The organism is Pseudonocardia sp. HH130629-09 (assembly GCF_001294645.1).
In the GTDB taxonomy this organism is placed as follows: Bacteria; Actinomycetota; Actinomycetes; order Mycobacteriales; family Pseudonocardiaceae; genus Pseudonocardia.
In genome coordinates, this window is record NZ_CP011868.1 from 4,190,754 (window position 1) to 4,216,788 (window position 26,035).

The window sequence follows — 26,035 nt, forward strand, 5'->3', positions numbered from 1 at the left end:
GCGGCGTAGGCTCCGCGCATGCCGCGCTACGAGTTCCGGTGCCGTGAGTGCGCCACGACGTTCGAGGTCGACCGGCCGATGGCCGCGTCGTCGGACCCGGCGGACTGCCCGCACGGGCACGCGGACACCGTCAAGCTGCTCTCGACGATCGCGCTCGGCGGCCGGTCCGGTGCCGCGCCGCGGCCCGCGATGGCCCCGGCCGGTGGCGGCGGGGGCTGCTGCGGCGGCGGGTGCTGCGGCGGCTGACCCGTACCGACGAGGGGTCCCGCACCCGAGCACAACGGTCCGGTGGGCGACGGTGGTCGCGGCCGGCCCACCGCACGCTGACCTGGTGCTTCCCCCAGCACGGCGAGGTCCCCGGTGCCCGCCCCCGCTGTCCGTCCGCGACGACCGACCGCGACACTGTTGCTAGGCCGAACGGGCGTATTCCGTTCCATCATGTGACGTAGGTCAACACTGCTCCGATACGCCGAGTGCATCTGTCCCCGTGGAACTGGAGTCCACGTGCCCCGAGCGCTCCCCCGTCCTCTCCGTGCCGCCACCGCCCTCGCCGCCGTGGCCATCACCGCCCTGCTCACGACGGCGGCGGCCCCCGCCCCGCCGTCGCCGCCGGCCGAGGCGCTCACGGCCCCCGGCCCTGTGCGGGCCCTGCAGGTCTCCCCCGTACCCGGTGGCGGCGCCCGCGGCCTCGGCCTGCAGGTGTCCTGGTCCCCGCCCGTCGAGAACGAGGGCGCCCTGCGCACCCACTACGACGTCGAGGTCCGCGACCACGCGGGCGCCGTCCTCCACTCCGCCTCGACCGAGACCACCACCAGCGCCCCGGTGTACGGCGACTACTGCGTCGCGCCGTACACGGTGTCGGTGCGCGCGGTGACCCGCGACGTCGACGAGAGCCGGTCCGAGCCGGGGCCCGCCGTCCCCACCACGTTCGGCGAGCAGGCCCCGTGCGCCCTCACGATGTTGATCACCGCGGCCCGCGCCGCCGACGGCACCGTGCACGTGCGCGCCGACCGCGGGGCCCCGGTCGACCCGTACGTCTCCGGGCCCTGCACGCTCGCGACGGCCGGCCGGGCGCTCTGGTCGGGCACCTGCGGCGGCTACGCCACCACCCAGGACATCGTGGTCGGCGCGCTGCCCCCGGGACCGCGGGAGCTCGCGCTGACCACAGTCGCCCCGCGGGGTGAGCGCACCACGAGCCGGACCACGCTGCGCTAGCCCGCCAGGACGATCCGCCCCAGCTCCACCGAGGACGCCAGGTGCGGGTGGTGCGGCAGCACCCGCACCGTGTACCCGGTCAGCCCCGCGTGCGGCAGCGGCACGGCGACCTCCCAGGACCCGTCGCCGCGGTGCTCCATCGCGACGGTCACCGGGTCAGCCAGCTCGTCGGAGGAGTCGACCCGCCCGACGACGGCCTCGACCGTCACGTCCGACGGGTCCAGCCCGGCCAGGTCCACCCCCGCCCGGACCGTCATCGGCGACCCGACGACCGGGGTGTCGGGCAGCCCGGAAGCGTCGACACCGGTGATCCGCACGTGGTTCCACGACTTGTTCAGCCGGGCCCGGAACTGCGCGATGTCGCGGGCGACGGCGTAGTCCGACGCGGCCGCGTCCGCGGCGGCGCGGGCGGCCGGGGTGTACCAGTCCTGCACGTACTCCCGCACCATCCGGGTGGCCTGCACCTTCGGCCGCAGGGTGGTGAGGGTGTGGCGGACCATCTCGACCCAGCGGTGCGGGACGCCGTCGACGCGATCGTAGAACGCCGGCCCGACCTGGGTGGCGATCAGCTCGTAGAGCGCGTTGGCCTCGAGGTCGTCGCGCCGGGTCGGGTCCTCGACGCCGTCGGCGGTGGGGATGGCCCAGCCGTTGGCGCCGTCGTAGAACTCGTCCCACCAGCCGTCGCGGATCGACAGGTTCAGCCCGCCGTTGAGGGCGGACTTCATCCCGGAGGTGCCGCAGGCCTCCAGCGGGCGCAGCGGGTTGTTCAGCCAGACGTCGCACCCCCAGTAGAGGTAGCGGGCCATCGACATGTCGTAGTCGGGCAGGAAGACGATGCGGTGCCGCACACCGGCGTCGTCGGCGAAGCGCACGATCTGCTGGATGAGCGCCTTGCCGCCGTCGTCGGCGGGATGCGACTTCCCCGCGACGACGAGCTGGACCGGCCGGTGCGGGTCGAGCAGCAGGCTGCGGAGCCGGTCGGCGTCGCGCAGCATCAGGGTGAGCCGCTTGTAGGTCGGGACGCGGCGGGCGAACCCGACGGTGAGCACGTCGCGGTCGAAGACGTGGTCGGTCCAGCCCAGCTCCGGCTCGGACGCGCCGCGCTCCAGCCAGGCGGACCGCACCCGGCGACGGACCTCGTCGACCAGCCGGGACCGCAGCGTGTTGCGCAGGCCCCACACGTCGGCGTCGGACACCTCGGCGGTGCTGCTGCCGGGCTCCCCGAGCAGCTCGGTGATCTGGTGGGCCTCCCAGGTGGGGCCGTGCACGCCGTTGGTGACCGAGCCGATCGGCACGTCCTCGCGGTCGAACCCGGCCCACAGCCCGCCGAACATCTCCCGCGACACCGTCCCGTGCAGCCGGGAGACACCGTTCGCGCGCTGGGCCAGGCGCAGCCCCATGTGCGCCATGTTGAACGTCTCCGGATCCTCCTCGGCGCCGAGCGCGAGGAGGCGGTCGGTCGGCAGGCCCGGCAGCAGCCGGTCGGTCAGGTAGTGCCGGACCAGGTCCAGGCCGAACCGGTCGATGCCCGCGGGCACCGGGGTGTGGGTGGTGAACACCGTGCCCGCGCGGACGGCGGCGAGCGCCTCGTCGAAGTCCAGCCCGCCGGACGACGCCGACGCCGACGCGGGGCCCGCGCCGTTCGACGTCACGGCCGAGCCGGTGCACAGCTCGCGGATCCGCTCACAGCCGAGGAATCCGGCGTGCCCCTCGTTGGTGTGGAACACCTCCGGCGTCGGGTGCCCGGTGAGCCGGCAGAACGCGCGGACCGCGCGCACCCCGCCGACACCGATCAGGATCTCCTGCTGGATGCGGTGGTTCTGGTCGCCGCCGTAGAGCCGGTCGGTCACCCCGCGCAGGTCCGCCCCGCCACCGGCGTCGGAACTCTCCGCGGTGTTCTCGGCGATGTCGGTGTCGAGCAGCAGCAGCGGGACCCGCCCGACCGCGGCCTGCCAGATCCGCGCGTGCAGCGTGCGGTCCCCCGGCATCGCGACCTCGACGAGCTCCGGCGCGCCCGAGGCGTCGTTGAGCAGCTGCAGCGGCAGCCCCTGCGGGTCGATCGCCGGGTAGTGCTCGAGCTGCCAGCCGTCGAGCGACAGGGACTGGCGGAAGTACCCCGACCGGTAGAGCAACCCCACCGCGACGAGCGGGACGCCGAGGTCCGAGGCGGCCTTGAGATGGTCACCGGCGAGCACGCCGAGCCCGCCGGAGTAGTTCGGCAGCACCTCCGAGACGCCGAACTCCATCGAGAAGTACGCGACGGCCGACGGCCTGTCCGCGCCGGCCTCGGCGTACCAGCGCGGCTCGGACAGGTAGGTCTCCAGCTCCGCGGCCCGCTCGGCGACCTCGGCGGCGACCGACTCGTCCGCGGCGAGCTCGGCCAGGCGCGCGGTGGGGATCTCACCCAGCAGGCGGACCGGGTCGTGGCCGCAGGCGTCCCACGCGTCGGGGTCGAGGGAGGCGAACAGGTCCCGGGTCGGCGCGTGCCAGGTCCACCGCAGGTTCGTCGCCAGTGTCTGCAGCGGCGCGAGCGGAGCGGGGAGCTGGGCACGGACGGTGAAACGGCGGAGGGCTCTCACGGCCGCGAGGGTAGCCGGGAACACCGACACGCACGCGGCGTCCCGCCCGGCCGGGACGGGGTCCCACCGGTAGGGTCGCACTGCCGCGGGATCGGTGGGTCCGTGCACGTCGAATCGGTTCCGTCCACATCCGTTCCGATCCGTTCACGCCTACGGTCCCGCGGGTGTGGCGACAGGTGACGTGGCGGCGTCAGACTGACGTGACGATCCTGTGTGACTTCTACCGACGGTGACGATGTGCTGGGGGTGCAGCCGATGACCGGTCGGCTCGGAATCGACGACGTGACCCCGTTCGTGGAGAGCGGAGACCCGGCCAAGGCCGTGGTCGGCGAGGTCGTCCCGATCCGGGCGACCGTGTGGCGGGAGGGACACGACGCAGTCGCGGCGAACGTCGTGTTCACCCCGCTGTCGGCCGACGGGACGCCGGGCGACGCGCAGTACGTGCGGATGCAGCCCGACGGGGTGGGCACCGACCGCTTCGTGGCCTGGGTCCGCCCCGACGCCGAGGGTCGCTGGACCTTCCGCGTCGACGCGTGGAGCGACCCGTGGGAGACCTGGCGCTCGGCGGTGGAGAAGAAGATCGCCGCGGGCCAGACGGCCGAGGAGCTGGCCAACGACCTCGAGATCGGCGCGCGGCTGCTCGCCAGGGTCGGGCGTCGCCCGGCCGAGTCCGAGAACCGCGACCTGCTGCTCGGCGCCGCGAACACGCTGCGGGACACCGCGCTGCCGCTGCGCGCGCGGGTCGCCCCGGCCCTGTTCGACGCCGTCGTCGCGATCATGGTCGAGCGCCCCGTCCGGGAGCTCATCACCCGCGGCCCGGAGCGGACGATCTTCGTCGACCGGCCCCGTGCGCTGTACGGCTCCTGGTACGAGTTCTTCCCCCGCTCCACCGGCGGCCGCGACGAGACCGGCCGCCCGGTGCACGGCACGTTCGCGACGTCGTCGAAGGAGCTCGACCGCATCGCGCGGATGGGCTTCGACGTCGTCTACCTGCCGCCGATCCACCCGGTCGGCACGGTGCACCGCAAGGGCCGCAACAACTCCACGCACGCCGAGCCGGGCGACGTCGGCTCCCCGTGGGCGATCGGCTCGGCCGCGGGCGGGCACGACGCGATCGACCCGGAGCTGGGCGACTTCGACGACTTCGACGCCTTCGTCGCGCGGGCGAACGAGCTCGGCATGGAGGTCGCGCTCGACCTGGCGCTGCAGTGCGCGCCCGACCACCCCTGGGTCACCGAGCACCCGGAGTGGTTCACCGTGCGCCCGGACGGGACGATCGCCTACGCGGAGAACCCGCCGAAGCGCTACCAGGACATCTATCCGCTCAACTTCGACCGCGACCCGGCCGGCATCTACGCCGAGTGCCTGCGCGTGGTGCTGAAGTGGGTCGAGCACGGGGTGAAGATCTTCCGGGTCGACAACCCGCACACCAAGCCGCCGAACTTCTGGCACTGGCTGATCTGGGAGGTCAAGCGGACCCACCCGGAGGTGCTGTTCCTGGCCGAGGCGTTCACCCGCCCGGCCCGGCTGTTCGGGCTGGCGCGGCTGGGCTTCACCCAGTCCTACACGTACTTCACGTGGCGGACCGAGGCCGAGGAGCTCGCCGACTTCGCGACGATGCACGCCGAGCACGCCGACGAGTGCCGTCCCAACCTGTTCACCAACACCCCGGACATCCTCCACGAGTCGCTGCAGACCGGTGGCCCGGCGATGTTCGCGATCCGGGCGACCCTGGCCGCGACGATGGCGCCCACCTGGGGCGTCTACTCCGGCTTCGAGCTGTACGAAGGCACCCCGGTCAAGCCGGGCAGCGAGGAGTACCTGGACTCGGAGAAGTACGAGCTGCGTCCGCGGGACTTCGAGTCCGCCCTGAACCAGGGCCGCTCGCTGGAGCCGTACCTGACCCGGCTCAACGAGATCCGCCGCGCCCACCCGGCGCTCCAGCAGCTGCGCGAGATCCACTTCCACGAGGTGGACAACACCAACATCATCGCGTTCTCCAAGCTGGACCCGTCCACCGGTGACCAGGTGCTGGTGGTGTGCACGCTGGACTCGCACGCGCCGCAGCAGGGCACCCTGAAGCTGGACATGCCGGCACTGGGGCTGCGCTACACCGACGTCGTCGAGGTGCACGACGAGGTGTCGGGCGAGACCTACCGCTGGGGCGAGTACGACTTCGTGCGGCTGGTCCCGACCGACCACGTCGCGCACGTGATCGCACTGCCGGCGCAGGCCCCGCTGCTCTGAGTCCCAACCCTGCCGCATGAACGGGCCCCTCGTACGAGGGGCCCGTTCATGCGGCAGGGCTCAGGCGGGACCGGGGGCCTCGGCCGGGGGTTCCAGGACCACCGCGGTGGCCCGGAACGGCGACATCCCGATCCGGAACCCGTTCAGGTCGTCGACGACCCCCAGGTCCTCGCCGGAGAACAGGTCGGTGACCGTCGCGCCCGGCGCCAGGTGCTCGGACCGCACGAACGCGTCCACCTGCTCGTCGGCGAAGTTCAGGACGGTCACGCTGGTCCGGTCGTCGTCGAGCAGGTGGACCATCACCAGCAGGCCGCGGTGCGACACGTCCGGCACGTCGACCTGGCGGGCCGTCGCCACCCCGGAGCGCTTGCGCACGGCCAGGATGGCCTGCATCTGGCGGACGAAGCTCGTCTCGTCGGCCAGCTGGTCGGGCAGCGACCCGTAGAGGCTGCGGCCGCGGGGCATGCCCGACGAGGACCACTCGGCACCCGGCCGGCGTCCCATCAGGTCGTGCGCGGGCCGCGAGATCCATCGGGTGTCGCCGGAGTTCAGCAGGTCCGAGACCGACTCCGGCGGCAGCGTCAGCATGCCGAGCAGGTCCCAGCCCGACAGCGCGAAGACCCCGGGCTGGAAGGCGTTGAACATGACCAGCAGCAGGTGCACCCGCCGGATGCGGTCCACGTCGTCGGGCCCGATGTCGTCGAGCGCGGAGATCCCCAGCGCCGCCGCGATCACCGTCGCGGTGGTGCAGGCGATCCCGTTGGTCGTGAAGACCAGGTTGTAGGGCGCGTCCGGCCCGGTGAGCACGTCGCACAGGTCGCGGCGGATCGTGTCGGCCAGGTCCCCGCCGCACATCTCCTCGCCGCGGAAGTGGAACAGCTCGTCGGTGTGCCCGGCCGTCCAGTGCACGAGCTCGTAGGTCAGCTCGTCGTGGTTCTGCAGCGCGTGCACCAGCGACGCCGGGTCGACGCCCAGGTCCAGCGCGGTGCGCAGGGTCAACCGGAGGAACTCGGTGTCGGAGGTGGCGAGCGCGTGGTGGTAGGCGGGCCGGTTGATGAAGTCGTAGGACAGGTCCGCGCCGGCGCCGGAGGTGACCTTGATGTCGTCGACGGTCAGGTTCAGCTCCTGGAAGGTGAAGCCACCGACCTTGCGCACCATGCTCGCGATGAGGTGGTTCGCGGCCTCGGACAGCGGGTGGCCCTCGGACCAGCCGGGGTTGCCAGACCCGGCCTTCTCGACGCCGAGGAAACCGTTGGCGTCGAGCCGCAGCGCCCCCGAACCGAGGTCGGCGAGCGAGTGCAGGGCGTCCCCGATGACCATCCGCATGCCGGCGAACGTCGGGTCCAGCCAGTTGACCGAGGGCTGGCCGTCCTTGAAGTAGTGCAGGTACACCCAGCGCCGCACGACGCCGTCGACACCGGTCACCTCGCCGGTCGCCGACCAGTTGGTCTCCTTCACGCCCTCGCGGTAGAAGATGACCCGCTGCAGCCGGCCGACGATGTAGCCGGCCTTCTCCAGCGCCTCCTCGGTCGCGGCGTCGAGGTTGGCCGAGTCCTTCCCCGGCGGCACGTCGGGCAGCATCCCCCAGTCGGGCTGTTCGATCTCGACCATGTGGTAGATGCCCGGGTAGTCGCCGTAGGCGAGCTCGGCGAGCCGGAAGTCCGGGCCCTTGCCGGTGTGGCCGGGGACGATGTCGTCGATGATCGTGCCGCCGTGCCAGGTGGCGGTCGCGCACATCGCGCGGAACTCCTCCTCGGTGCCGAATGCCGGGTCGAGCTCGTTGGAGATGCGGTCGAAGTGGCCGTCGACGCTCGGGGTGGGCTGCCAACCCGAGAGCCCGCCCGCCTTCTTCACCGGCCCGGTGTGGACGCCCTCGATGCCGATCGTCTCGAACGCCTGCCACAGCTCCTCGTCGCCGAGGGCGGCCAGGAACGACTCGCCCGAGGCGGTGATCAGCGAGATCGGGTAGGCGGTGAACCACACCGACGCCGTCTCGACCGCGTGTCGCGGCCCGGGGCTGGCGTAGGGGTTCTGCCACATCGAGCCCTGTCCGGAGAACTGGCGGGCCAGCTCGTCGGCGTGGCCGAGCATCGACTGGGACAGCAGCCACGACACGTAGACCGGGTTCTCCCCCGACGCCGGCCCGTCCTGGGCCACCGAGCGGCGCCGCACCGTGGACCGCACCCGGGCCCGGTGACGCAGCGTGCGCGGGCGTGCTTCGTGGTAGTACTCGACGAAGTTCACGTCCGGTGGCTCCGGGACGTGCTCGGCCTCGGCGGGCACCGGTTCGACGGCGGCGAGCGGATCGGCCGGGGTGATCCGGGCCTGGGTCTCCGGGATCGTCGGGGGGATGTCGGCCTTCGACTCTCGCTCGGTCACGCCGCCGGTCCTCCGGTCGCTCTGGGGGCAGGTCAGGGCAGGTACTGGGCACGTCGGGCCCACGGTGCGCCCTGCGACGGAGATCCGCACGCGGGCGCGTGCGCACCGTCGCGTGGTACCCGCGGGCACCACGTCCAGTATGGGTTTCCGGGCTCGGGGATGCCGGACGGAATCGCGATCACCGCCCGTGACCAACGGGTGGTCGATCCGACACGGACAGTACCGCCCACCCGAGGTCCTGACCCGGCCGGGTCGGCCTGTCCCGGTTAGGGTTCTCACCTGCGGGCCCGGGGGCTCCGCCCGGTGCTCCGACGTGGTGCGGGCGGTCCCCCGAGACGTCCGCGGTGGGGTGTCACACGCCGGGCGGACGGCCCGGCAGGAGGGGGACGACGCGTGCGGCCGAGCGGAGCATCCGAGGACCTGACGACGCTCCCGGGCCTGTTGCGCGACTGGCTGCCCGGGCGTCGCTGGTTCGCCGAGAAGGGGCGCCCGCTGACCGGCGTCGCCGTCGCGGCACGGCACCCGCTGCCCACCGCGGAGGGCGTCACCCGGCTCGAGGTGCTGGTCCTCGCGGTGTCCTTCGCCGACGGCCCGGACCGGCACTACCAGCTGCTGCTGGCCCGTTCCCCGCACGCCCCGGTGGGGGCCGCACCGATCGGCGACCACGACGGGCAGGTCCTCTACGACGGCCTGCACGACCCGGCCGTCACCGCGCTGCTGCTGCGGCTGGTCGCCGAGGGCGCGACCGTCGGCGCCCTGTCGTTCGTCCCCGAGCCGGGCGCCGTCCTGCCGCTGTCCGAGACCGGCCGCGTCGTCGACGCCGAGCAGTCCAACACCTCGGTCCGCTGGGGCGAGCGCTCCATCCTCAAGGTCTACCGGCGCCTGTCGCCGGGCCTGAACCCCGACCTGGAGCTGCACCGGGCGCTGCGCGCGGCCGGGTCGACCTCGGTCGCGGCGCTGCAGGGCGGGATCGAGGGCGTCCTCGACGGTGCGCCCGCCACCTTCGCGCTGCTGCAGGAGTTCGCCGCCGGCTCCCACGACGGGTGGGAGCGGGCCACCGCGGCCGTGCGCGACCGGGTCGACTTCACCGGCGAGGCCCGCGCGCTCGGCGAGGCACTCGCCGACGTGCACGTCGCGCTCCGGGCCGAGCTCGGGACCACCGAGGCCGACCCGCGTGAGCTGGCGGCGTACTGGACCCGGCGGTGCACCGAGATCGCCGACCAGGTGCCCGTGCTCGCCCCGCACGTGCCCGCCATCCGCGCCGTCTACGACGAAGTCGCCGCGCTGGGCGCGCCCGTCGTCGTGCAGCGGGTGCACGGCGACCTGCACCTCGGCCAGACCCTGCGCCGCCCGGACGGCCACTGGCTGATCATCGACTTCGAGGGCGAGCCCGCCGCCTCCCCACAGGAGCGGCGCGCGCCGGACTCCGCGGTGCGCGACGTCGTCGGGATGCTGTTCTCCTTCGACTACGCAGCCTTCCACCACCTGCTGACCCGGTCCGACACGCCCGAGGCAGGTCTCGGTTCGGACACTGCCGAGGCGCGCCTGGCTCACGACTGGTCGGCCGCGAACCGCGACGCGTTCTGCGCGGGCTACGCCGCCCGCGCCGGTGAGGACCCGCGCGCGCACGCCGCGCTGCTGCGGGCCTACGAGCTGGACAAGGCCGTCTACCAGGTGCTCTACGAGACCCGCAGCCGCCCGACGTGGCTGCCGATCCCGCTCACCGCCATCGAGCGCGGCACGTCCGCGTAGCACGTCGGGGCCGCCGGCGACACCCGGTGGTCACCGGACCTTCCCGCCGTCGACGCCCGGGCGACGCCCGACGTCCCGGGCGCGGCGGCGCGGGATCGTGGAATCCTCGCGACCAGGAGGAGACCCACCGTGAGACGACCACCCGCCACGCGGCCCGAGGACCTGCCGTGACCCCGGCCGGTCTGCTCGGTGTGGACGGTCTGGACGGCGTCCTGGGCCTGGTCCAGCGGCCCGACGGGCCCACGCTCGGGGTGACGCTCGCTGTGCTCTTCCTCGGTGTGCTGGTGGAGGGCCCGGTGGTCAGCGTCGTCGCGGGCTCGCTCGCGGGGGCCGGGCTGCTCGACTGGTGGGTGGTGTGGCTGGTCGCCTTCGCCGCCGACGTCGTCGCCGACAGCGTCATCTACGTCCTCGGCCGCGGCGGGCGCCGCCCGGCGATCGCTCCGCTGCTGGTCCGGCTCGGTCTGACCGAGCGCCGCTGGGAGGTCCTCCGCGCGAAGGTGGGGGGCAGTCCGGGCCGGATGGTGCTGGGCGCGAAACTGGTCGACGTCGGCGCGATCCCTGCGTTCCTGGCCATCGGCCTGGCCGGGGTGTCGTACCGGCGGTTCGTGGCCTGGGTGGTCCCGCTGACGGCGGTGCGTTCGGCGCTGCTGGTCGGGATCGGCTGGGTGGTCGGGGGCCGGTTCGCCGCGGAGCTGGCCGACCGGCCGTGGATCATCGTGGCGGTGGGACTGGGCGTGGGCCTGGTGCTCGTGGCCGGGCGCGCGCTGTGGGTGCGTGCCACGACCTCGCGGAAGGAGAACGCGTGCGCGTCCTGATCGGGGCCGACACCTGGGCACCGGACGTCAACGGGGCCAGCTACGCCGGACAGCGGCTGGCCGCCGAGCTCGCCGCGCGCGGGCACGAGGTCCACGTCGTCGCACCGGCCCGCGCCCTGCGCAGCGTGCCGCCGCGCCGGGTGGGACCGTTGACCGAGCACCGGGTCCGCTCCTTCCGGGTCCCCAAGCCGCCGGGTTTCCGACTCTGCCCGCCGCCCGGGCTGCGGCAGAGCTGCCGGGCGATCCTGCGCCGGGTCCGCCCGGACGTCGTGCACGTGCAAAGCCACATGGTGCTGGGCCGGATGCTGCTCACCGCGGCCGCCGACCTCGGCGTCCCGTCGATGGCGACCACGCACATGATCCCGGAGAACATCATCCCGGCGATCAGCTTCCTGCACCTGCCCGAGTCCGGGCTCAAGAAGCTCTTCTGGTGGGATGCGGTGCGCGTGCTCAGCCGGGCCGGGCTGGTCACCGCCCCGACCCCGCTGGCCGCGTCGATGGCCGAGCAGGGCGGTGTCCCCGGACCGGTGCTGCCGGTCTCCAACGGGCTGGACCTGGCCCGCTTCCGGCCCGACACCACCGGCCGCGGGCCGGCGTTCCGGGCCCGGCACGGCATCCCGCAGGACGTACCGCTGGTCGGCTTCGTCGGGCGGCTGGACCGGGAGAAGCACGTCGACGAGCTGGTCCGCGCGACTGCGCTGCTGCGGGCCGGCGCGGTGCCAGGGGCGCAGCTGGTCGTCGTCGGGGAGGGCGAGGAGCGGGCTCGGCTGGGCGCCCTGGTCCATGACCGGCACCTGGAGCGGGCGGTCACCTTCACCGGCCGGCTCACCGACGACGAGATCCCCGACGTCTACCCGGCCCTGGACGTGTTCGGCAATGCCGGCACCGCCGAGCTGCAGAGCCTGGTCACGCTGGAGGCGATGGCGACCGGGAAGCCGGTCGTCGCCGTCGACGCGGGTGCGCTGCCGCACCTGGCCCGCCCCGGCGAGAACGGCTGGCGCTACCCGCACGGCGACGTCGCCGCGCTCGCCGACCGGCTGGCACGGGTCCTCGGCGACCCCGACGGTGCCGCCGCCCTGGGCGCGGCGAGCCTGCGGATCGCGTCCGAGCACTCGCTGGCGGCCACGGTGGACACCTTCGAGGAGCTGTACCGGACGAAGGCCCGCCCGGTCGTCCCGGTGCGTGCGTTCCGCTCGGGGCGCCGCGCCCGCCGGCACGCGGACACCCGGCGGTGACCGCAACGCTCACGCCCGCCCTCGAGCGCCCGGTCGACGGTGCCCGCACCGTCGTGCACACCTTCGGCGCCCCGGACGGGGCGCCGGTGCTGGCGCTGCACGGGCTGCGCGGCAGCCACCACGGGCTCGCGCCGCTGGCCTCGCGGCTGACCGGGTACCGCGTCGTCGTGCCGGACATGCCCGGGTTCGGGGCGTCGCCGCCGTTCACCGACCGCGTCCACGACGTCGACGGCTACGCCCGATGGGCCTCGGCGCTGCTCGCCGACCTCGGCCCGGACACGGTGCTGCTGGGGCACTCGTTCGGGTCGATCGTCGCCGCGGCCGTCTGCGCCGCGGCCGCGACCACCCCCCGGGCCCTGGTGCTGGTCAACCCGATCGCCGAGCCCGCCTCGGGTGCCGGCGGCATCACCGGCCTCGGGACGGCGGCCACCGCGCTGCTCCACGAGGGCGCCGCCCGGCTCGGCCTCGACGGCGTGCTGCGCCACCGGCTGCTCGCCGACGCCGCGACCGTCTCGATGACCACCACCCGCGACCCGCTGCTGCGGCACTGGATCTCCGACGAGCACCGCGCCCACTTCGGCACCTTCGCCACGACGGCGTCGCTGCTCGAGTGCTTCCGCGCCGCCGGTTCCGGATCGGTGCGGCCGTGGGCGCCCCGCATCACGGTGCCGACGCTGCTGCTGGCAGGGGCCCGCGACCGGGTCGCCCCGCCGGCCGGGCAGCACGCGCTCGCCGCCGCCTTCGCCGACGCCCGGCTGGTCCTGCTGCCCCGCACCGGCCACCTCGTGCACTACGAGGCCCCGGCGTGGGCGGCCCGGGAGATACGGGGTTTCCTGCAGCGGTGAGGGTGCTCGTCGACTGCCGCTACATCCGTCCCGGACGCCCGGACGGCATCGGCCGCTACACCACCGGACTGGTCCGCGCGCTGGACCGGATCACCCCGGTGGAGCTGCTGGTGTCCGACCCGCGCCAGCGCGACGGGCTGCCCGACCGGCCCGCGCACACCCTGCCGTCGCCGACCGGGGCCGGGGAGCCGCTGGTCGCGCGGCGGGTGAACCGGATCATCGCCGGGACGTCCGACGCCGGCGGCACCGACGGCACCGCAGGGTCACCCGATGCGGTCGTCTTCAGTCCGATGCAGACGATGGGCACGCTGGGCCGCCGCTACGCGGTCGTGCTGACCGTGCACGACCTCATCTACTACCGGCACCCGGCGCCGCCGCCGTGGCTGCCCGCGCCGGTGCGGGCGGTGTGGCGGGCCTACCACCTGTCGTGGTGGCCGCAGCGGCTGCTGCTGGCCGGCGCCGACGCCGTCGCGTGCGTCTCCGCCGCGACCGCGGCCCTGGTCGCGGAGCACCGGCTGTCGCGCCGGGAGGTCGCCGTCGTCCCCGACGCCACCGACTTCCACCTGCCGCCCGGCACGCCGGCGCGGTCCCGCCCGTCGGGGAACCGGATCGTCTACGCCGGGTCGTTCATGCCCTACAAGGACGTCGCGACCCTGGCCAGGGCCGCGGCCCGGCTGCCCGACCACCAGCTCCACCTGGTCTCCCCCGTCCCGCCGGGGGTGCGCACGGAGCTGGAGCGGCTCGCCGCACCGGCCCGGCCGGTGTTCCACGACGGCGTCGACGACGACGGCTACCGCGCCCTGCTCGACGGCGCCACCGCGCTGGTCTCCGCCTCCCGCGACGAGGGGTTCGGGCTCCCGGTGCTGGAGGCCATGGCGCGGGGCTGCCCGGTCGTGGTCACCGACATCCCGGCCTTCCGCGAGGTCGCCGGCGACGCCGGGGTGTTCGTCGCACCGGGTGACGACGCCGGGTTCGCCGCCGCCGTGCGCGGGCTGGACACGACGTGGACGCAGCGCTCCGACGCGGTGCGCGCCCGCGCGGCCGAGCAGACGTGGGACGACGCCGCCGTCGCGCTGCAGGCGGTCCTCGAACGGGCACTGCGGCGCCACCGGCGACGGCGCGGTCGGGACTGACCCGGCTCCGCTCACGCTCGACTGCGATCCGGCAACACTGTGCGACCGCACGCGGCGAGCATCCGTCACTCGCAGTACGGTTCCGCCGTGACCTCCGAGGAGACCCGAGCGACCCGCTCCGAGACCGATGCGTGCGCACCGGACCCGGCGACGACCGACCGGCTCCTGGGCGGTGCCCACCACGACCCCCACTCGGTCCTCGGCGCGCATCCGCACGTCGACGGCACCGTGGTCCGTGTCCTGCGGCCGCACGCCGTCTCGGTGGCGGTGCTGCCGAACGGTGACCGCGCGCAGGCCTGCGAGCTGACGAGGGTGCACGACGCCGGACTGTTCTCCGGCCTCGTCCCCGGCTCCGGCGGCGACTACCGGCTGCTCGTGACCTACGGCGACGGCGCCGGCGGCACGACCGAGCAGACGGTCGACGACCCGTACCGCTGGCTGCCGACGCTCGGTGACATGGACCTGCACCTCATCGGCGAGGGACGGCACGAACGACTGTGGGACGTCCTCGGCGCACACGTCCGGGACCACGAGACCCCGTCCGGCCCGGTCGCCGGGACCAGCTTCGCCGTCTGGGCCCCGAACGCCCGCGGTGTGCGGGTCACCGGCGACTTCGACGGCTGGGCAGGCTGGGCGCTGCCGATGCGCTCACTGGGCAGCTCCGGGGTCTGGGAGCTGTTCCTCCCCGGCGTCGGTGTCGGCGACCGCTACAAGTTCCGCATCCTGGGCCCCGACGGCCGGTGGCGTGACAAGGCCGACCCGATGGCCTTCGCCACCGAGATCCCGCCGCGGACGGCGTCGGTCGTGACCCGCGACGTCCACGAGTGGAGCGACGACGCGTGGATGGCCGCCCGCGCGCAGGTCCGCCCGCACGAGGAGCCGATGAGCATCTACGAGATGCACCTCGGCTCCTGGGTGCCGGGTCTGGACTATCGCGAGATCGCCGAGCGGCTGGTGGCCTACCTGGACACCACCGGGTTCACCCACGTCGAGCTGCTGCCCGTGGCCGAGCACCCGTTCGGCGGGTCGTGGGGCTACCAGGTGACGTCGTACTTCGCCCCGACCTCGCGGTTCGGCACGCCCGACGACTTCCGGTACTTCGTCGACCGGCTGCACCAGGCGGGCTACGGCGTGATCGTCGACTGGGTTCCCGCGCACTTCCCGCGCGACGAGTGGGCGCTGGCCCGGTTCGACGGCACCGCCTGCTACGAGCACGCCGACCCGCGCCGCGGCGAGCAGCCCGACTGGGGCACGCTCGTGTTCGACTTCGGCCGCAACGAGGTGCGCAACTTCCTCGTCGCGAACGCGCTGTACTGGCTGGAGTCCTTCCACATCGACGGCCTGCGGGTCGACGCGGTCGCCTCGATGCTCTACCTGGACTACTCCCGTGCCGACGGCCAGTGGCTGCCGAACGTCCACGGTGGCCGGGAGAACCTCGACGCGGTCGCGTTCCTGCAGGAGATGAACGCGACCGTCTACCGGGAGCACCCGGGCGTCGTGACGATCGCCGAGGAGTCCACCGCCTGGCCGGGCGTCACCCGGCCCACCTACATGGGCGGTCTCGGGTTCGGGCTCAAGTGGAACATGGGTTGGATGCACGACACGCTCGACTACACCGGGCGCGACCCCATCCACCGCAGCTACCACCACAACCAGATGACGTTCTCGCTGATGTACGCGTTCAGCGAGAACTACGTGCTGCCGATCAGCCACGACGAGGTCGTGCACGGCAAGGGGTCGCTGTGGACCCGGATGCCCGGCGACGACTGGAACAAGGCCGCCGGGGTCCGTGCGCTGCTGGCCTACATGTGGGCGCACCCGGGCAAGCAGCTGCTCTTCATGGGCGGTGAGTTCGGGCAGCCGCGCGAGTGGTCCGAGCAGCGGTCGCTGGACTGGCACCTGCAGAGCGACGACCCGCTGCACGGCGGGATCACCAGGCTCGTCGCGGACCTGAACCGGACCTACCGCGCGCAGTCCGCGCTGTGGTCGCGCGACACCACCCCGGACGGTTTCGCCTGGATCGACGCCAACGACGCGCAGGGCAACGTGTTCTCGTTCCTGCGCCACGGCGTCGACGCCGAGGGCCGTGCCACCGTGCTGGCCTGCGTCGCGAACTTCTCCGGTGCCCCGCGTGAGGACTACCGGGTGGGGCTGCCGTCCGCCGGGAACTGGACCGAGGTCGTCAACACCGACGCGTCGGCCTACGGCGGGTCCGGGGTGGGCAACCTGGGCCGGGTGCGCGCCGAGCAGGTCATGTGGCACGGCCAGCCCGCGTCGGCGGTGCTACGGCTGCCGCCGTCGGGGGTGCTGTGGCTGGTGCCGGAGGACACCGGTGGCCCGGTGCTGTCCGTCCCGGCGCAGGAGGCCGCCCCGGCCGCGACGGTCCCGCCGCCGCTGCCGGCCACCGCGCTGCCCGACGAGCCGGAGGACACCGACATCGAGGCACCGGCGACCCCGGACGACGACCTGCAGGTCGTCGTCACGCCCGCCGACCTCGTCGACCCGGGGCCGGACGACGCCGAGGACGCCCCGGACGCCGGTCCGGTCTCCACCTCGGTCGCGCCCGCACCCGGCACCGTCGGTGTCCGGGCGGTGCGCACCGGCTCGTTCGTCAACGGGAGCTCCGGCACGGGCACCTCGGACACGGGGACCACCGCGGGCGACTGATCCCCTGGGGCCCGGACCGTCAGGCCGGTGCGCGGGACGGCTCGTCCGCAGTGCGGACGGGACCGCCGGGCACCGGTCCGACGGCCGGGCGCAGCAGGGACCACCAGGTCACCAGGAGCACCGCCGTGTAGAGCGCCCGTCCGAGCGGGGTCGCCCAGCCGCCGTCGGCCCACAGGTCGGACCAGCTCACCGGGACGACGGCGACACACCCGATCGCGACGACGACCCGGCGGCGGGTGTCCCCCGCCCGGCCGGACGCGGCGAGCGCCAGAAGCCCGGGCAGGAGCAGCAGCAGGTAGTTGTGCCAGGCGATCGGCGCCGCCAGCAGACCGGTGGCGAGCACGGCGAACAGCGCCGTCCCACCCGGGTCGGTGCCCGCGGCCGGGTCGGGGCCGTACCGGCGGGTGCGCCGCCCGAGGTGGACGAGCGTGCCGACCACGATCGCCGCGCCCACCAGGGTGCCGACGACGGTCGGGATCCCCCAGCGGAGCGCCTGGCCCGGCAGGGACGCGTTGTCCGGGGTGGGGCCGACCGGCTCGGCCAGCGCCATCGTCAGCCACTGGAACGCCGTCGGCCACCCGGCGACGGCGACGCCGACCAGCGTCGCGACCGCCGCGGCGGCGATCCCGGCCAGGAACGGCCGCCGACGGGCCTGCACCGCGGGGAGCAGCAGCACCGGCGCGAGCGAGGGCTTGAGGGCGACCGTCACGCCGTAGCAGACGGCGGCCAGCAGTGGGTGCCCGCGCTGTTCGGCGACCCAGCCCGCGGTCAGCCCAGCCAGCAGCAGCGGGTAGATCTGGCCCAGCAGCAGCGTGCCGTGCAGCGGCGACGACGCCAGCACCACCAGGAGCGCACCGGTCGTCCACCGACGGCCGAGCCGCAGCTCCCGGCAGACCAGCAGGACCGACGCGACGACGAGCAGCACCGACAGTGCCGTCAGCAGCCGGTAGCCGGTGACCGGGCTGAGCAGGGCCAGCGGCGCGAGCAGCACCGACAGCAGCGGCGGGTTGAGGTTGTGCAGCCGGGCGCCGGTGTCGTAGATCGCGGCGCTGCCCGGACCGTGCTGGAGCAGCGCGTACGCCGAGGCCCGGAAGGTGTCGAAGTCGACGTGCATCCGCGCGATGTCGGTCGCCGGGATCCAGCGCAGCAGCGGCGGGCCGCCCAGCACGAACAGCAGCGTCGCTGTCACCAGCGCGGCGACGGCGACGACCGGCGCCACCGGCCGCGCGAGACGGTGCACGCGGTCACGCGCCGCCCACCGCGGAGCCGGCGTCCCGGCAGGAGCGGCGACGGTCACCGCGGGCACCGGTGCCTGCGGCAGTGGGCCATCGGGGCGGTTCCGGCTCAGAACAGGGCGCGGGCGAGCGCGCGCCGGGCCGTGGCGACCCGCGGGTCGTCGGCCTGGAAGAGCTCGAAGAGCCCGACGAGGTGCCCGCGGGCCCGGTCACGATCCTCGCCCGCGGTCCGGGCGACGGTGTCGACCAGCCGGGTGAAGGCGGCCTCGACCCGGTCGGCGGCCAGCTCGGCGTCGGCCGCGGCGAGCTGGGCGTCGACGTCGTCGGGTGCGGCGTCGGCCCGCGCGATCGACGACGGGTCGGCCTGCTCGGCGCGGGCGAGGAAGCGGACCTGCGCCAGCGCCGCCTTCGCCTGCTCGTTGGCGGGCTCGCTGTCGAGGATCGCGGTGTAGGCGGCCTCGGCGGCGGCGTAGTCGCCCTGCTCCAGGGCGTCCTCGGCGGCGGTGAAACGCGGGTCCTCGGGCTCCTCGACGGGCTCGTCCGAACCGGCCGCGGCCGCCCGGCGCTCGCCCTCGGCGATGGCGGGCATCCGGTCGCGCAGCGCGTCGAGCAGGGACTTCACCCACTCGTCGGCGCGGTCCTCGGGGATGGCGCCGTTGACCGCGTCGACGGGCTGACCGCCGACGAGCACGACCAGCATCGGCACCTGCTGCACGCCGAAGGCCTGGGCCACCCGGGGCTGGGTGTCGATGTCGACCCGGGCCAGGCGCCACGCGCCGCCGCCGGTCGAGGCGAGGCGCTCCAGCTCGGCCGACAGCTGCTCCTCGCGCGGGTAGCGGCTGGCCCACAGCTCGACGACGACCGGCACCTGGAGGGACGGCTCGAGGACCTCGACCTGGAAGCCCTGCTCGGTCGCATCGACGACCCAGGAGCTCCCGCCCCCGCCGGGCGCGGGCGGACCGCCCCCGGCACCGCCGGACGGGGCGGGCCGGTTCGCCGCATCGGCACGGGCCTTCAGCCCGGAGAGGTCGACCGCCCCGGCCATGGCCGAGGAGATCGCCGCACGCTGGGCCGCCTGACGAGGATCTGGGCGAGACACGCCATCCATCCTGGCACGTCCGTGTGTCCGGCGTGACCCGCCCCGCCCGGTCGGACGCACCCCCGCGCGACGCGTCCCACGTCTCCTCGCCCCGCCCCGCCGTCCCGGGATGTCCGCCGGGGTCCGACGCCCGCACGGCACCGCCGATGCCGCGCGAGTCGGGCCGCGCCGGGAACCCACCGACCCCGCACGATCCGGAGGAGCACCACCAGACCCCGGGGAGAGCCGACGGCACTCCCCGGTGACCGGCCGACACCCACCCGTGCCTGCAGAGCCGACGACGGCACGGAGCCCCCGGAACCCGGCGGAACCGGCGGGGTCGCCCCCACGATCACCGGACCGGCGGAGCAACACCGGGCCTCGCCACTCGTTGAACACCCTGCAGGGACTCGATGCTGACTCTGCGTGATCGCGGCGGGGCGTTCCCCCGGTTGCCCCACCCCGCGGTTCCCTTCCCCGACAGAACGATCGCCGGCTCCCCGGCGCACAACGGAGGGCTCCACCCCGATGAGCAACATGCAGACGACCGACAAGCCGACCCTGGCCTACGCGTCGGTGGCGCTGGGCATCATCGCGATCGCCGCGTTCCTCGTGCCGATCGCCGCCTGGATCCTGGGTGCCGCGGGCCTGGTCACCGGCTTCCTCGCCTACCGCAAGCCGGGCATGACCAAGCTCGCCCAGATCGGCATGACCGTCAGCTTCGTCGGCATCCTCGCCGGCGTGTACTACTTCTCGACCATCATGGCGGGCTGAGCACGGCCTTCCTCGCGGCACGCCGCGACGACGACACGGCCTCCGGACCCGGTCCGGGCGCCCGACGGCCGGTGACGGGTCTCCCGCCACCGGCCGTCGTCGTCCCGGCGCCCGTCGTCGCTGTCCTCGGCAAGTCCGGTGCCGGCGTCCTCGGCGCCCGGGCCGTGGCGCCTCCCGTCAGGCCGGCGCGGCGAGCCCGGCCAGCAGGTCCGCCATCTCCTCCGGCCGGGTGAGCATCGGGAAGTGCCCGCCCGCGAACTCGACGAGCCGCGCCCCGACCCGGTCCGCCTCCCGCCGTCCCGCGACGGGACTGACCACCCGGTCCCCTGCGCACACCACCGACACCGTCGGCACCGCGGGCCACGACGGCACCGGGCACGGCTCGACGAGCAGCGACCAGTCCTGGGGCCGCAGCTGCGCCGCCGCGTCCGCGACCACGGCCCGCCCGTCACGTCCCGCCGCGTCGAGCTCGTCCGCGACGCCCCGGTAGAGCCCGTCGGCGACCGTCCGCGCGTCCGGCCAGTACGTGCTGCCCCCCGGGCCACGACGGACCTCGGCGTCGTAACCGGCGACCATCAGGTCGCGCTCGGCACGCATCCGGTCCCGGTAGGGACGGCTCGGCTCGGGGACGAGTGCCGCGACGAGGACCAGCGCCCGCACCCGGTCGGCGATGCGACCGGCGGCCGCGGTGGCCACGAGACCGCCGAGCGAGTGGCCGACCAGCAGGACCGGCGGACCCTCGCTCCGGGGCACCGACCCGTCCGGACCGCCACCGGCGACGGCCAGGACCGCGTCGACGAGCTCGGTGTGGCCGACCCCCGCGACGTCGGACGGGAGATCCGGCGCGACCGCCTCCACTCCCCGGGCCGCCAGGGCCTCGACCACCGGCGCCCACGACGCACCGCGGTGCCAGGCGCCGTGGACGAGCACGACCCGGGCCGGGCCGGGCTCCCCGGCACCCGGTGCGACCGGAGCGCTCACGCACCGCCCCCGCGCAGGTGCTCCTCGACCCGCTCCACCTTGGCCTGCAGCTGCCCCCGGTACCCAGGCCGGATGTCGGCCTTCAGGACCAGACTGACCCGGGGCGACACGGCGGTGACGGCCTCGACGGCACGTTTGACCACCGCCATCCCCTCGTCCCAGGTCTCGGACTCGATGGTGGTGAACATCGAGGTGGTCTCGTTCGGCAGGCCGGACTCGCGGACCACCCGGACGGCCTCGGCGACGGCGACAACGACGCTGCCGTCGCCGGAGTCCGAACCGGACGGGGCGACGCTGAAGGCGAAGAGCATGCCGACACCATGCCACGCCCGGCATGCGGAACGGACCGGTCACGGCACTTGCTAGCGTCGGACCATGGCATCCCGCGGGTCGCTCCCCTTCGACCCGATCCAGCGTGCGGCCGAACTGTGGGAGGAGCGGGTCGGCCCCGCCCGCACGATGGCGACGGTCACCAGCGTGATGCGCGTGCAGCAGATCCTGCTCTCGGCCGTCGACACGGCGCTGCGGCCGCACGGGCTGACCTTCGCCCGCTACGAGGCGCTGGTGCTGCTCGACTTCGCACGCCGCGGCAGCCTCCCGATGCGGGTGATGGGCGAGCGGCTGCAGCTGCACCCGACGAGCGTGACCAACATCGTCGACCGGCTGCAGGGCGACGACCTCGTCCGCCGGATGCCGCACCCCACCGACCGCCGCGCCACCCTGGTCGAGCTGACCCCCGAGGGGCGTGCCCGGCTGGAGAAGGCCACCGCCGCGGTGACCGGCATCGACTTCGGTCTGACCGGGCTGGACCCGGCCGAGGAGGAGCAGCTGACCGCGCTGCTGCGCTCGGTGCGCCGTGCCGCCGGCGACTTCGCCTGACCGCCCACCTCAGCCCGGCCGTCTCCGCCGGCGCGGACCACCCGATGGCGGGCCGCCGTGTCCCGGACCGCGCCAGCTGCGCATCACCGAGCCGCGGGGCGGCCGGGGCCACAGCATCCGCCGCACCGCGGCCCGCCCGGCCAACGCGCCGCTGAGGCCGGACAGGCCCACGCACGCCAGGTAGTCGATGAGGTCCACGGGGTACACTCCGGGGTGTCGAGGCAGATGATGCCGCGGGTTGCGTCAACGGTGTTGACCCTACGACGGGGCACCGACAGAATCGGCCGCGTGCACGCTCCTCCGCCCCCGTCCGACCGACCCGGTGCCGGCCCGGCGCTGCGGGCCGCGCGCGACCGGCGGGGCTGGTCCCAGTCCGAGGCGGCCCGTGCGCTGGCCGCGCTCGTCGCCGGGAGCGGCGGCACCGCACGAGCCGCGAGCCTGAAGACCCAGCTGTCACGCTGGGAGAACGGCCACGCCGCCCCGGACGCCGCACACCGCGCGCTCCTCGCCGAACTGTACGAGACCACCCCGGCCGGTCTCGGTCTCGCCGACGAGCCCGGGCCGGACCCCGTCGACGGGGCCACGCGGCTGCGCGCGGCGCTGGAGCGGACCGCCGCCGTCGGAGAGGAGGAGCTGGACCTGCTGCGCGCCCAGTGGGCCGCGACCAGTGCGCTGGACGACCGGCTGGGCACCGCCGCCGCCCACGACGCGGTGTCCGCGGTCGTCGTCCAGCTGCGCGAGCCGGCCGCGCACGCGCGGGACCCGCACCTCCTGCGGGCGCTCGGCGGGCTACTCGCCGCGGCCGCACTGCGGCTCGGGGACCAGGAACGCGACCGCGCCGCCCCGGACCGGGCGTGGACGGCCTACGTCGAGGCGGAGTCCACGGCCCTGCGGGCCGGGGACCCGGACACCGCGGACGTGGCGCGGCGCCGGCGGGAGCGCCTGGCGGCCGAGCTGCCGGGCGTCGACGCACAGGACGCCGACACCGAGCAGGCCGGCCCGCCCGGCACGACGGCGCTGCCGACGATCGACGTCCACACCTCCCCCGCGTGGCTCACCGTCGAGGACGGCCCGCCGCAGCGCCCGGTCCGCGAGCGCACCGATCTCGCACTGGGCGAGGTGCTCGCCGCCCTGCGTGCCGGCGACGGCGCCGCCGCGCGGGCCGCCCACGCCAGGGCCCGGGCACTCGCCCTGCGGACCGGGTCGCAGCGCGTCCTCGACCGGCTCGCGGCGCTGCCCGGGACCACGTCCCCCTGACCGGAGGCGGGTCGGCTCAGTCCGCCTGCTCCAGCAGCTCGTCGGCGGCGGCCCACGGGTCCAGCTCCCCGCCCAGCACCCGCTCGGTGAGGGCGTGGAGCGCGTCACCGCCGCGCACGCGTTCCATCCGGGCCCGGACCTGCTCCATCCCGATGCCCTCGATCTCGCGACGCGTCCGCTCACGGCGCCGTCGTTCCCGATCGCCGGACTTCTCGGCCCAGGCGTGGTGCTCGTCGAGGGCGTCGGCGACGGCCGCGATCCCCTCCTCGCGTGACGCGACAGTCGAGAGCACCGGAGGCTCCCACGGCTCGGTACCGAGGCCGGGTGCGTCCGCGCCTCCCTCGCCGCCGTCCGGGAGGCGCAGGTGCAGCATGTTCCGCAGCTCGCGCACCGTGCGGCGGGCCCCCTCACGGTCGGCCTTGTTGACCACGAAGACGTCGCCGATCTCCAGGATCCCGGCCTTGGCCGCCTGGATGCCGTCGCCCATTCCCGGTGCGAGCAGCACGACGGTGGTGTCGGCGAGGCCGACGATCTCCACCTCGGACTGCCCGACGCCGACGGTCTCGATCAGCACGACGTCGCAGCCCGCGGCGTCGAGCACCCGCAGGGCCTGCGGCGTCGCCCAGGACAGCCCGCCCAGGTGCCCACGAGTGGCCATCGACCGGATGAAGACCCCGTCGTCGTCGGCGTGGTCGCCCATCCGCACCCGGTCGCCCAGCAGCGCCCCGCCGCTGAACGGCGAGGACGGGTCCACCGCCAGCACCCCGACCCGGCGCCCGCGCGCCCGCAGCTCGGTGACCAGCGCCGACGTCGACGTCGACTTGCCCACCCCCGGCGACCCGGTCAGCCCGATGACGTGCGCCCGTCCGGTGTGCGGGGACAGTGCCGCGGACACCTCGCGCAGCTGCGGACCGGCGTTCTCCACCATCGAGATCAGCCGGGCGACGGCGAGCTGTTCACCGCGGCGGGCGCGCTCCACCAGGTCGCGGGGGTCCGGCGGTCCGGGCACGGTCGGGCTCCTTGTCGGGACGGACGGGCGTCGGGACGGACGGGTGGATGCACGCCGGCCCCCGCCGAGGCGGGGGCCGACGTGGACCACACGGAGGTCGGGACGATCAGGCGGAGGGGACGCGCACGATCAGTGCGTCGCCCTGGCCGCCGCCGCCACACAGCGCGGCGGCGCCGACGCCCCCGCCGCGCGCCTTGAGCGCGAGCGCCAGGTGCAGCGCGATCCGCGCACCGGACATGCCGATCGGGTGACCGAGGGCGATGGCGCCGCCGTCGACGTTCACCTTCTCCTCGTCGATGCCGAGCTTGCGGGCCGAGACGATGCCGACCGCGGCGAACGCCTCGTTGATCTCGACGAGGTCGAGGTCGGCGGGCTGGACGCCCTCCTTCTCGCACGCCTTGGCGATCGCGTTCGCGGGCTGCTCGTGCAGCGAGGCGTCCGGACCGGCGACGACGCCGTGCGCGCCGATCTCGGCGATCCAGTCCAGGCCCAGCTCCTCGGCCTTGGCCTTGCTCATCACGACCACCGCGGCCGCGCCGTCGGAGATCTGCGAGGCCGATCCCGCGGTGATGGTGCCGTCGGCGGCGAAGGCGGGGCGGAGCTTGCCGAGCCCTTCGGTGGTGGTGTCGCCGCGCACGCCCTCGTCGGTGGAGAAGACGATCGGGTCGCCCTTGCGCTGCGGGATCTCGACCGGGGCGATCTCCTGGTCGAAGGTGCCGTCCTGGGCGGCGCGGGCGGCGCGCTGGTGCGAGCGGGCGGAGAAGGCGTCCTGCTCCTCGCGGGTCAGGCCGTAGCGCTCGTTGTACTTCTCGGTGGAGGCACCCATCGCGACCTGGTCGAACGCGCAGAACAGACCGTCGTAGGCCATGTGGTCGGTGAGGGTGGTGTCGCCGAACTTGGTGCCCTCGCGGGACTTGGTGAGCAGGTGCGGCGCCTGGGTCATCGACTCCTGGCCGCCGGCGACGACGATGTCGAACTCGCCGGCGCGGATGAGCTGGTCGGCCAGCGCGATGGCGTCGACGCCGGACAGGCAGACCTTGTTGATCGTCAGCGCCGGGACGTCCATCGGGATGCCGGCCTCGACCGCCGCCTGGCGCGCCGGGATCTGCCCCGCGCCTGCGGTGAGGACCTGGCCCATGATCGTGTACTGGACCTGGTCGGGAGCCACACCGGCCCGCTCGAGCGCGGCCTTGATGGCGACACCGCCCAGCTGGGCCCCGGAGAAGCCCTTCAGGGAGCCGAGCAGACGGCCCATCGGCGTGCGGGCGCCGGCGACGATCACGGTTCCGGACACGGGGTCCTCCATCAGGCTTCGTTGTCAGGTGGGCCGCCACCATACCCACGGCGACGACCCGTCCGGACGCACCGAACGGTGGGGGTGACCAGCGGCACAGACTCCTACCGGCGAGTAGAACCGGTAGCTTCAGCCCCCATGACGACAACCGAGGACGCCCTGTCGCCGCTGGTCGTGGCCGTGGACCACGTGGGCATCGCGGTGCCCGACCTGGACGAGGCCATCCGCTGGTACGCGGACAACCTGGGCCTGGTCGCGGTGCACACCGAGACCAACACCGAGCAGGGCGTGCGCGAGGCCATGCTGGGAGCACCGGGCGAGGCGGCCGGCGCCACGAAGGTGCAGCTGCTCGCCCCGCTGAACGAGGACTCGACGATCGCGAAGTTCATCGGGCGCAACGGCCCGGGCCTGCAGCAGGTCGCCTACCGGGTCACCGACGTCGCCGCCGCGGCGGACGCGCTGCGGGCGAAGGGCCTGCGCCTGCTCTACGACGCCCCGCGTCGTGGCACGTCGAACTCGAAGGTCAACTTCGTGCACCCGAAGGACGCCGGCGGAGTGCTGGTCGAGCTCGTCGAGCCGGCCGCGGACGCGCACTGACGGGCGGAGGGACGGCCGGGGCACGACCCCGTCCCGAAGGACAGTACGGGCGTCCGGTGGGGTG

21 protein-coding genes are annotated in these 26,035 nt (G+C 74.5%); 13 read left to right on the forward strand and 8 right to left on the reverse strand.

The genetic code is table 11. From position 1 onward, the window contains the following. Positions 1 to 18 precede the first annotated feature (18 nt). Positions 19 to 246, forward strand: coding sequence for a zinc ribbon domain-containing protein (locus XF36_RS19275; protein WP_060713047.1), 228 nt, complete (start codon positions 19 to 21; stop codon positions 244 to 246). 309 nt (positions 247 to 555) lie between these two features. Beyond that, entirely contained in the window at positions 556 to 1,215 is a 660-nt protein-coding gene (locus XF36_RS19280; protein WP_060713048.1) for a fibronectin type III domain-containing protein, read from the forward strand. On the opposite strand, the gene glgP is transcribed toward XF36_RS19280, so the two are convergent. Continuing rightward, positions 1,212 to 3,794, reverse strand: coding sequence for an alpha-glucan family phosphorylase (glgP, locus tag XF36_RS19285; protein WP_060714823.1), 2,583 nt, complete (start codon positions 3,792 to 3,794; stop codon positions 1,212 to 1,214). The two genes, XF36_RS19280 and glgP, sit on opposite strands and share 4 nt — an antisense overlap. Before the next feature lie 255 nt (positions 3,795 to 4,049). Here glgP and XF36_RS19290 point away from each other — a divergent pair, with 255 nt between their 5' ends. Beyond that, the gene (locus tag XF36_RS19290; protein ID WP_060714824.1) at positions 4,050 to 6,041 is read left to right on the forward strand and encodes an alpha-1,4-glucan--maltose-1-phosphate maltosyltransferase; all 1,992 of its coding nucleotides are present in this window, start codon (positions 4,050 to 4,052) and stop codon (positions 6,039 to 6,041) included. A gap of 60 nt (positions 6,042 to 6,101) precedes the next feature. Here XF36_RS19290 and treS read toward each other — a convergent pair whose 3' ends face one another. Then, positions 6,102 to 8,420, reverse strand: a complete 2,319-nt coding sequence (treS, locus tag XF36_RS19295) for a maltose alpha-D-glucosyltransferase (protein ID WP_238588964.1) — start codon at positions 8,418 to 8,420, stop codon at positions 6,102 to 6,104. 393 nt (positions 8,421 to 8,813) lie between these two features. Between treS and XF36_RS19300 the strand changes: the two genes are divergently transcribed. From XF36_RS19300 to glgB, 6 genes are all read left to right on the forward strand, one after another. After that, positions 8,814 to 10,172, forward strand: coding sequence for a maltokinase N-terminal cap-like domain-containing protein (locus XF36_RS19300; RefSeq protein WP_238588965.1), 1,359 nt, complete (start codon positions 8,814 to 8,816; stop codon positions 10,170 to 10,172). Positions 10,173 to 10,339: 167 nt separating this feature from the next. Beyond that, entirely contained in the window at positions 10,340 to 10,987 is a 648-nt protein-coding gene (locus tag XF36_RS19305) for a DedA family protein (RefSeq protein WP_060713049.1), read from the forward strand. Then, on the forward strand, positions 10,975 to 12,222 hold the full coding sequence (locus XF36_RS19310; RefSeq protein WP_060713050.1) for a glycosyltransferase: 1,248 nt from the start codon (positions 10,975 to 10,977) through the stop codon (positions 12,220 to 12,222). The genes XF36_RS19305 and XF36_RS19310 overlap by 13 nt, the downstream gene beginning before the upstream one ends. Continuing rightward, entirely contained in the window at positions 12,219 to 13,067 is an 849-nt protein-coding gene (locus XF36_RS19315) for an alpha/beta fold hydrolase (RefSeq protein WP_064485462.1), read from the forward strand. Before XF36_RS19310 ends, XF36_RS19315 begins: the two co-directional genes overlap by 4 nt. After that, positions 13,064 to 14,200, forward strand: a complete 1,137-nt coding sequence (locus XF36_RS19320; RefSeq protein WP_060713051.1) for a glycosyltransferase family 4 protein — start codon at positions 13,064 to 13,066, stop codon at positions 14,198 to 14,200. The genes XF36_RS19315 and XF36_RS19320 overlap by 4 nt, the downstream gene beginning before the upstream one ends. 87 nt (positions 14,201 to 14,287) lie before the next feature. Continuing rightward, the gene (gene glgB, locus XF36_RS19325; protein WP_060714828.1) at positions 14,288 to 16,867 is read left to right on the forward strand and encodes a 1,4-alpha-glucan branching protein GlgB; all 2,580 of its coding nucleotides are present in this window, start codon (positions 14,288 to 14,290) and stop codon (positions 16,865 to 16,867) included. Between the two features lie 19 nt (positions 16,868 to 16,886). Here glgB and XF36_RS19330 read toward each other — a convergent pair whose 3' ends face one another. Together XF36_RS19330 and XF36_RS19335 are read right to left on the reverse strand one after the other, a co-directional pair. Further along, a complete protein-coding gene (locus XF36_RS19330) occupies positions 16,887 to 18,164 on the reverse strand; it encodes a glycosyltransferase family 87 protein (protein ID WP_145981421.1) in 1,278 nt (425 codons plus the stop codon). Positions 18,165 to 18,211: 47 nt separating this feature from the next. Next, positions 18,212 to 19,201 (reverse strand): tetratricopeptide repeat protein, encoded by a 990-nt coding sequence (locus XF36_RS19335; protein WP_238588966.1) that lies wholly within the window; start codon positions 19,199 to 19,201, stop codon positions 18,212 to 18,214. A gap of 507 nt (positions 19,202 to 19,708) precedes the next feature. Between XF36_RS19335 and XF36_RS19340 the strand changes: the two genes are divergently transcribed. Beyond that, positions 19,709 to 19,954: a hypothetical protein gene (locus XF36_RS19340; RefSeq protein WP_020623302.1), complete on the forward strand. Its 246-nt coding sequence runs from the start codon at positions 19,709 to 19,711 to the stop codon at positions 19,952 to 19,954. 177 nt (positions 19,955 to 20,131) lie between these two features. Here the strand turns inward: XF36_RS19340 and XF36_RS19345 are convergent, their stop codons facing one another. Both XF36_RS19345 and XF36_RS32580 read right to left on the reverse strand, forming a co-directional pair. Next, positions 20,132 to 20,935: an alpha/beta fold hydrolase gene (locus XF36_RS19345; RefSeq protein WP_060713054.1), complete on the reverse strand. Its 804-nt coding sequence runs from the start codon at positions 20,933 to 20,935 to the stop codon at positions 20,132 to 20,134. Beyond that, positions 20,932 to 21,246, reverse strand: coding sequence for a thiamine-binding protein (locus XF36_RS32580; protein ID WP_060713055.1), 315 nt, complete (start codon positions 21,244 to 21,246; stop codon positions 20,932 to 20,934). Before XF36_RS32580 ends, XF36_RS19345 begins: the two co-directional genes overlap by 4 nt. Before the next feature lie 64 nt (positions 21,247 to 21,310). Here XF36_RS32580 and XF36_RS19355 point away from each other — a divergent pair, with 64 nt between their 5' ends. Further along, on the forward strand, positions 21,311 to 21,814 hold the full coding sequence (locus XF36_RS19355; RefSeq protein ID WP_020623305.1) for a MarR family winged helix-turn-helix transcriptional regulator: 504 nt from the start codon (positions 21,311 to 21,313) through the stop codon (positions 21,812 to 21,814). A gap of 288 nt (positions 21,815 to 22,102) precedes the next feature. Next, positions 22,103 to 23,071: a helix-turn-helix domain-containing protein gene (locus XF36_RS19360; RefSeq protein WP_060713056.1), complete on the forward strand. Its 969-nt coding sequence runs from the start codon at positions 22,103 to 22,105 to the stop codon at positions 23,069 to 23,071. 16 nt (positions 23,072 to 23,087) lie between these two features. Here XF36_RS19360 and meaB read toward each other — a convergent pair whose 3' ends face one another. Together meaB and XF36_RS19370 are read right to left on the reverse strand one after the other, a co-directional pair. Further along, positions 23,088 to 24,080, reverse strand: coding sequence for a methylmalonyl Co-A mutase-associated GTPase MeaB (gene meaB / locus XF36_RS19365; RefSeq protein WP_145981424.1), 993 nt, complete (start codon positions 24,078 to 24,080; stop codon positions 23,088 to 23,090). 106 nt (positions 24,081 to 24,186) lie between these two features. Continuing rightward, positions 24,187 to 25,374: an acetyl-CoA C-acetyltransferase gene (locus XF36_RS19370; protein WP_060714830.1), complete on the reverse strand. Its 1,188-nt coding sequence runs from the start codon at positions 25,372 to 25,374 to the stop codon at positions 24,187 to 24,189. 138 nt (positions 25,375 to 25,512) lie between these two features. Here XF36_RS19370 and mce point away from each other — a divergent pair, with 138 nt between their 5' ends. Next, the gene (mce, locus tag XF36_RS19375) at positions 25,513 to 25,971 is read left to right on the forward strand and encodes a methylmalonyl-CoA epimerase (protein ID WP_020623309.1); all 459 of its coding nucleotides are present in this window, start codon (positions 25,513 to 25,515) and stop codon (positions 25,969 to 25,971) included. Positions 25,972 to 26,035 lie beyond the last annotated feature (64 nt).

Bases quoted from the DNA above. Each gene is read 5' to 3' on its own strand.
- XF36_RS32580 (WP_060713055.1), bottom strand. From the start codon at position 21,246: ATGCTCTTCGCCTTCAGCGTCGCCCCGTCCGGTTCGGACTCCGGCGAC.
- XF36_RS19355 (WP_020623305.1), top strand. From the start codon at position 21,311: ATGGCATCCCGCGGGTCGCTCCCCTTCGACCCGATCCAGCGTGCGGCC.
- XF36_RS19340 (WP_020623302.1), top strand. From the start codon at position 19,709: ATGAGCAACATGCAGACGACCGACAAGCCGACCCTGGCCTACGCGTCG.
- XF36_RS19290 (WP_060714824.1), top strand. From the start codon at position 4,050: ATGACCGGTCGGCTCGGAATCGACGACGTGACCCCGTTCGTGGAGAGC.
- mce (WP_020623309.1), top strand. From the start codon at position 25,513: ATGACGACAACCGAGGACGCCCTGTCGCCGCTGGTCGTGGCCGTGGAC.
- XF36_RS19275 (WP_060713047.1), top strand. From the start codon at position 19: ATGCCGCGCTACGAGTTCCGGTGCCGTGAGTGCGCCACGACGTTCGAG.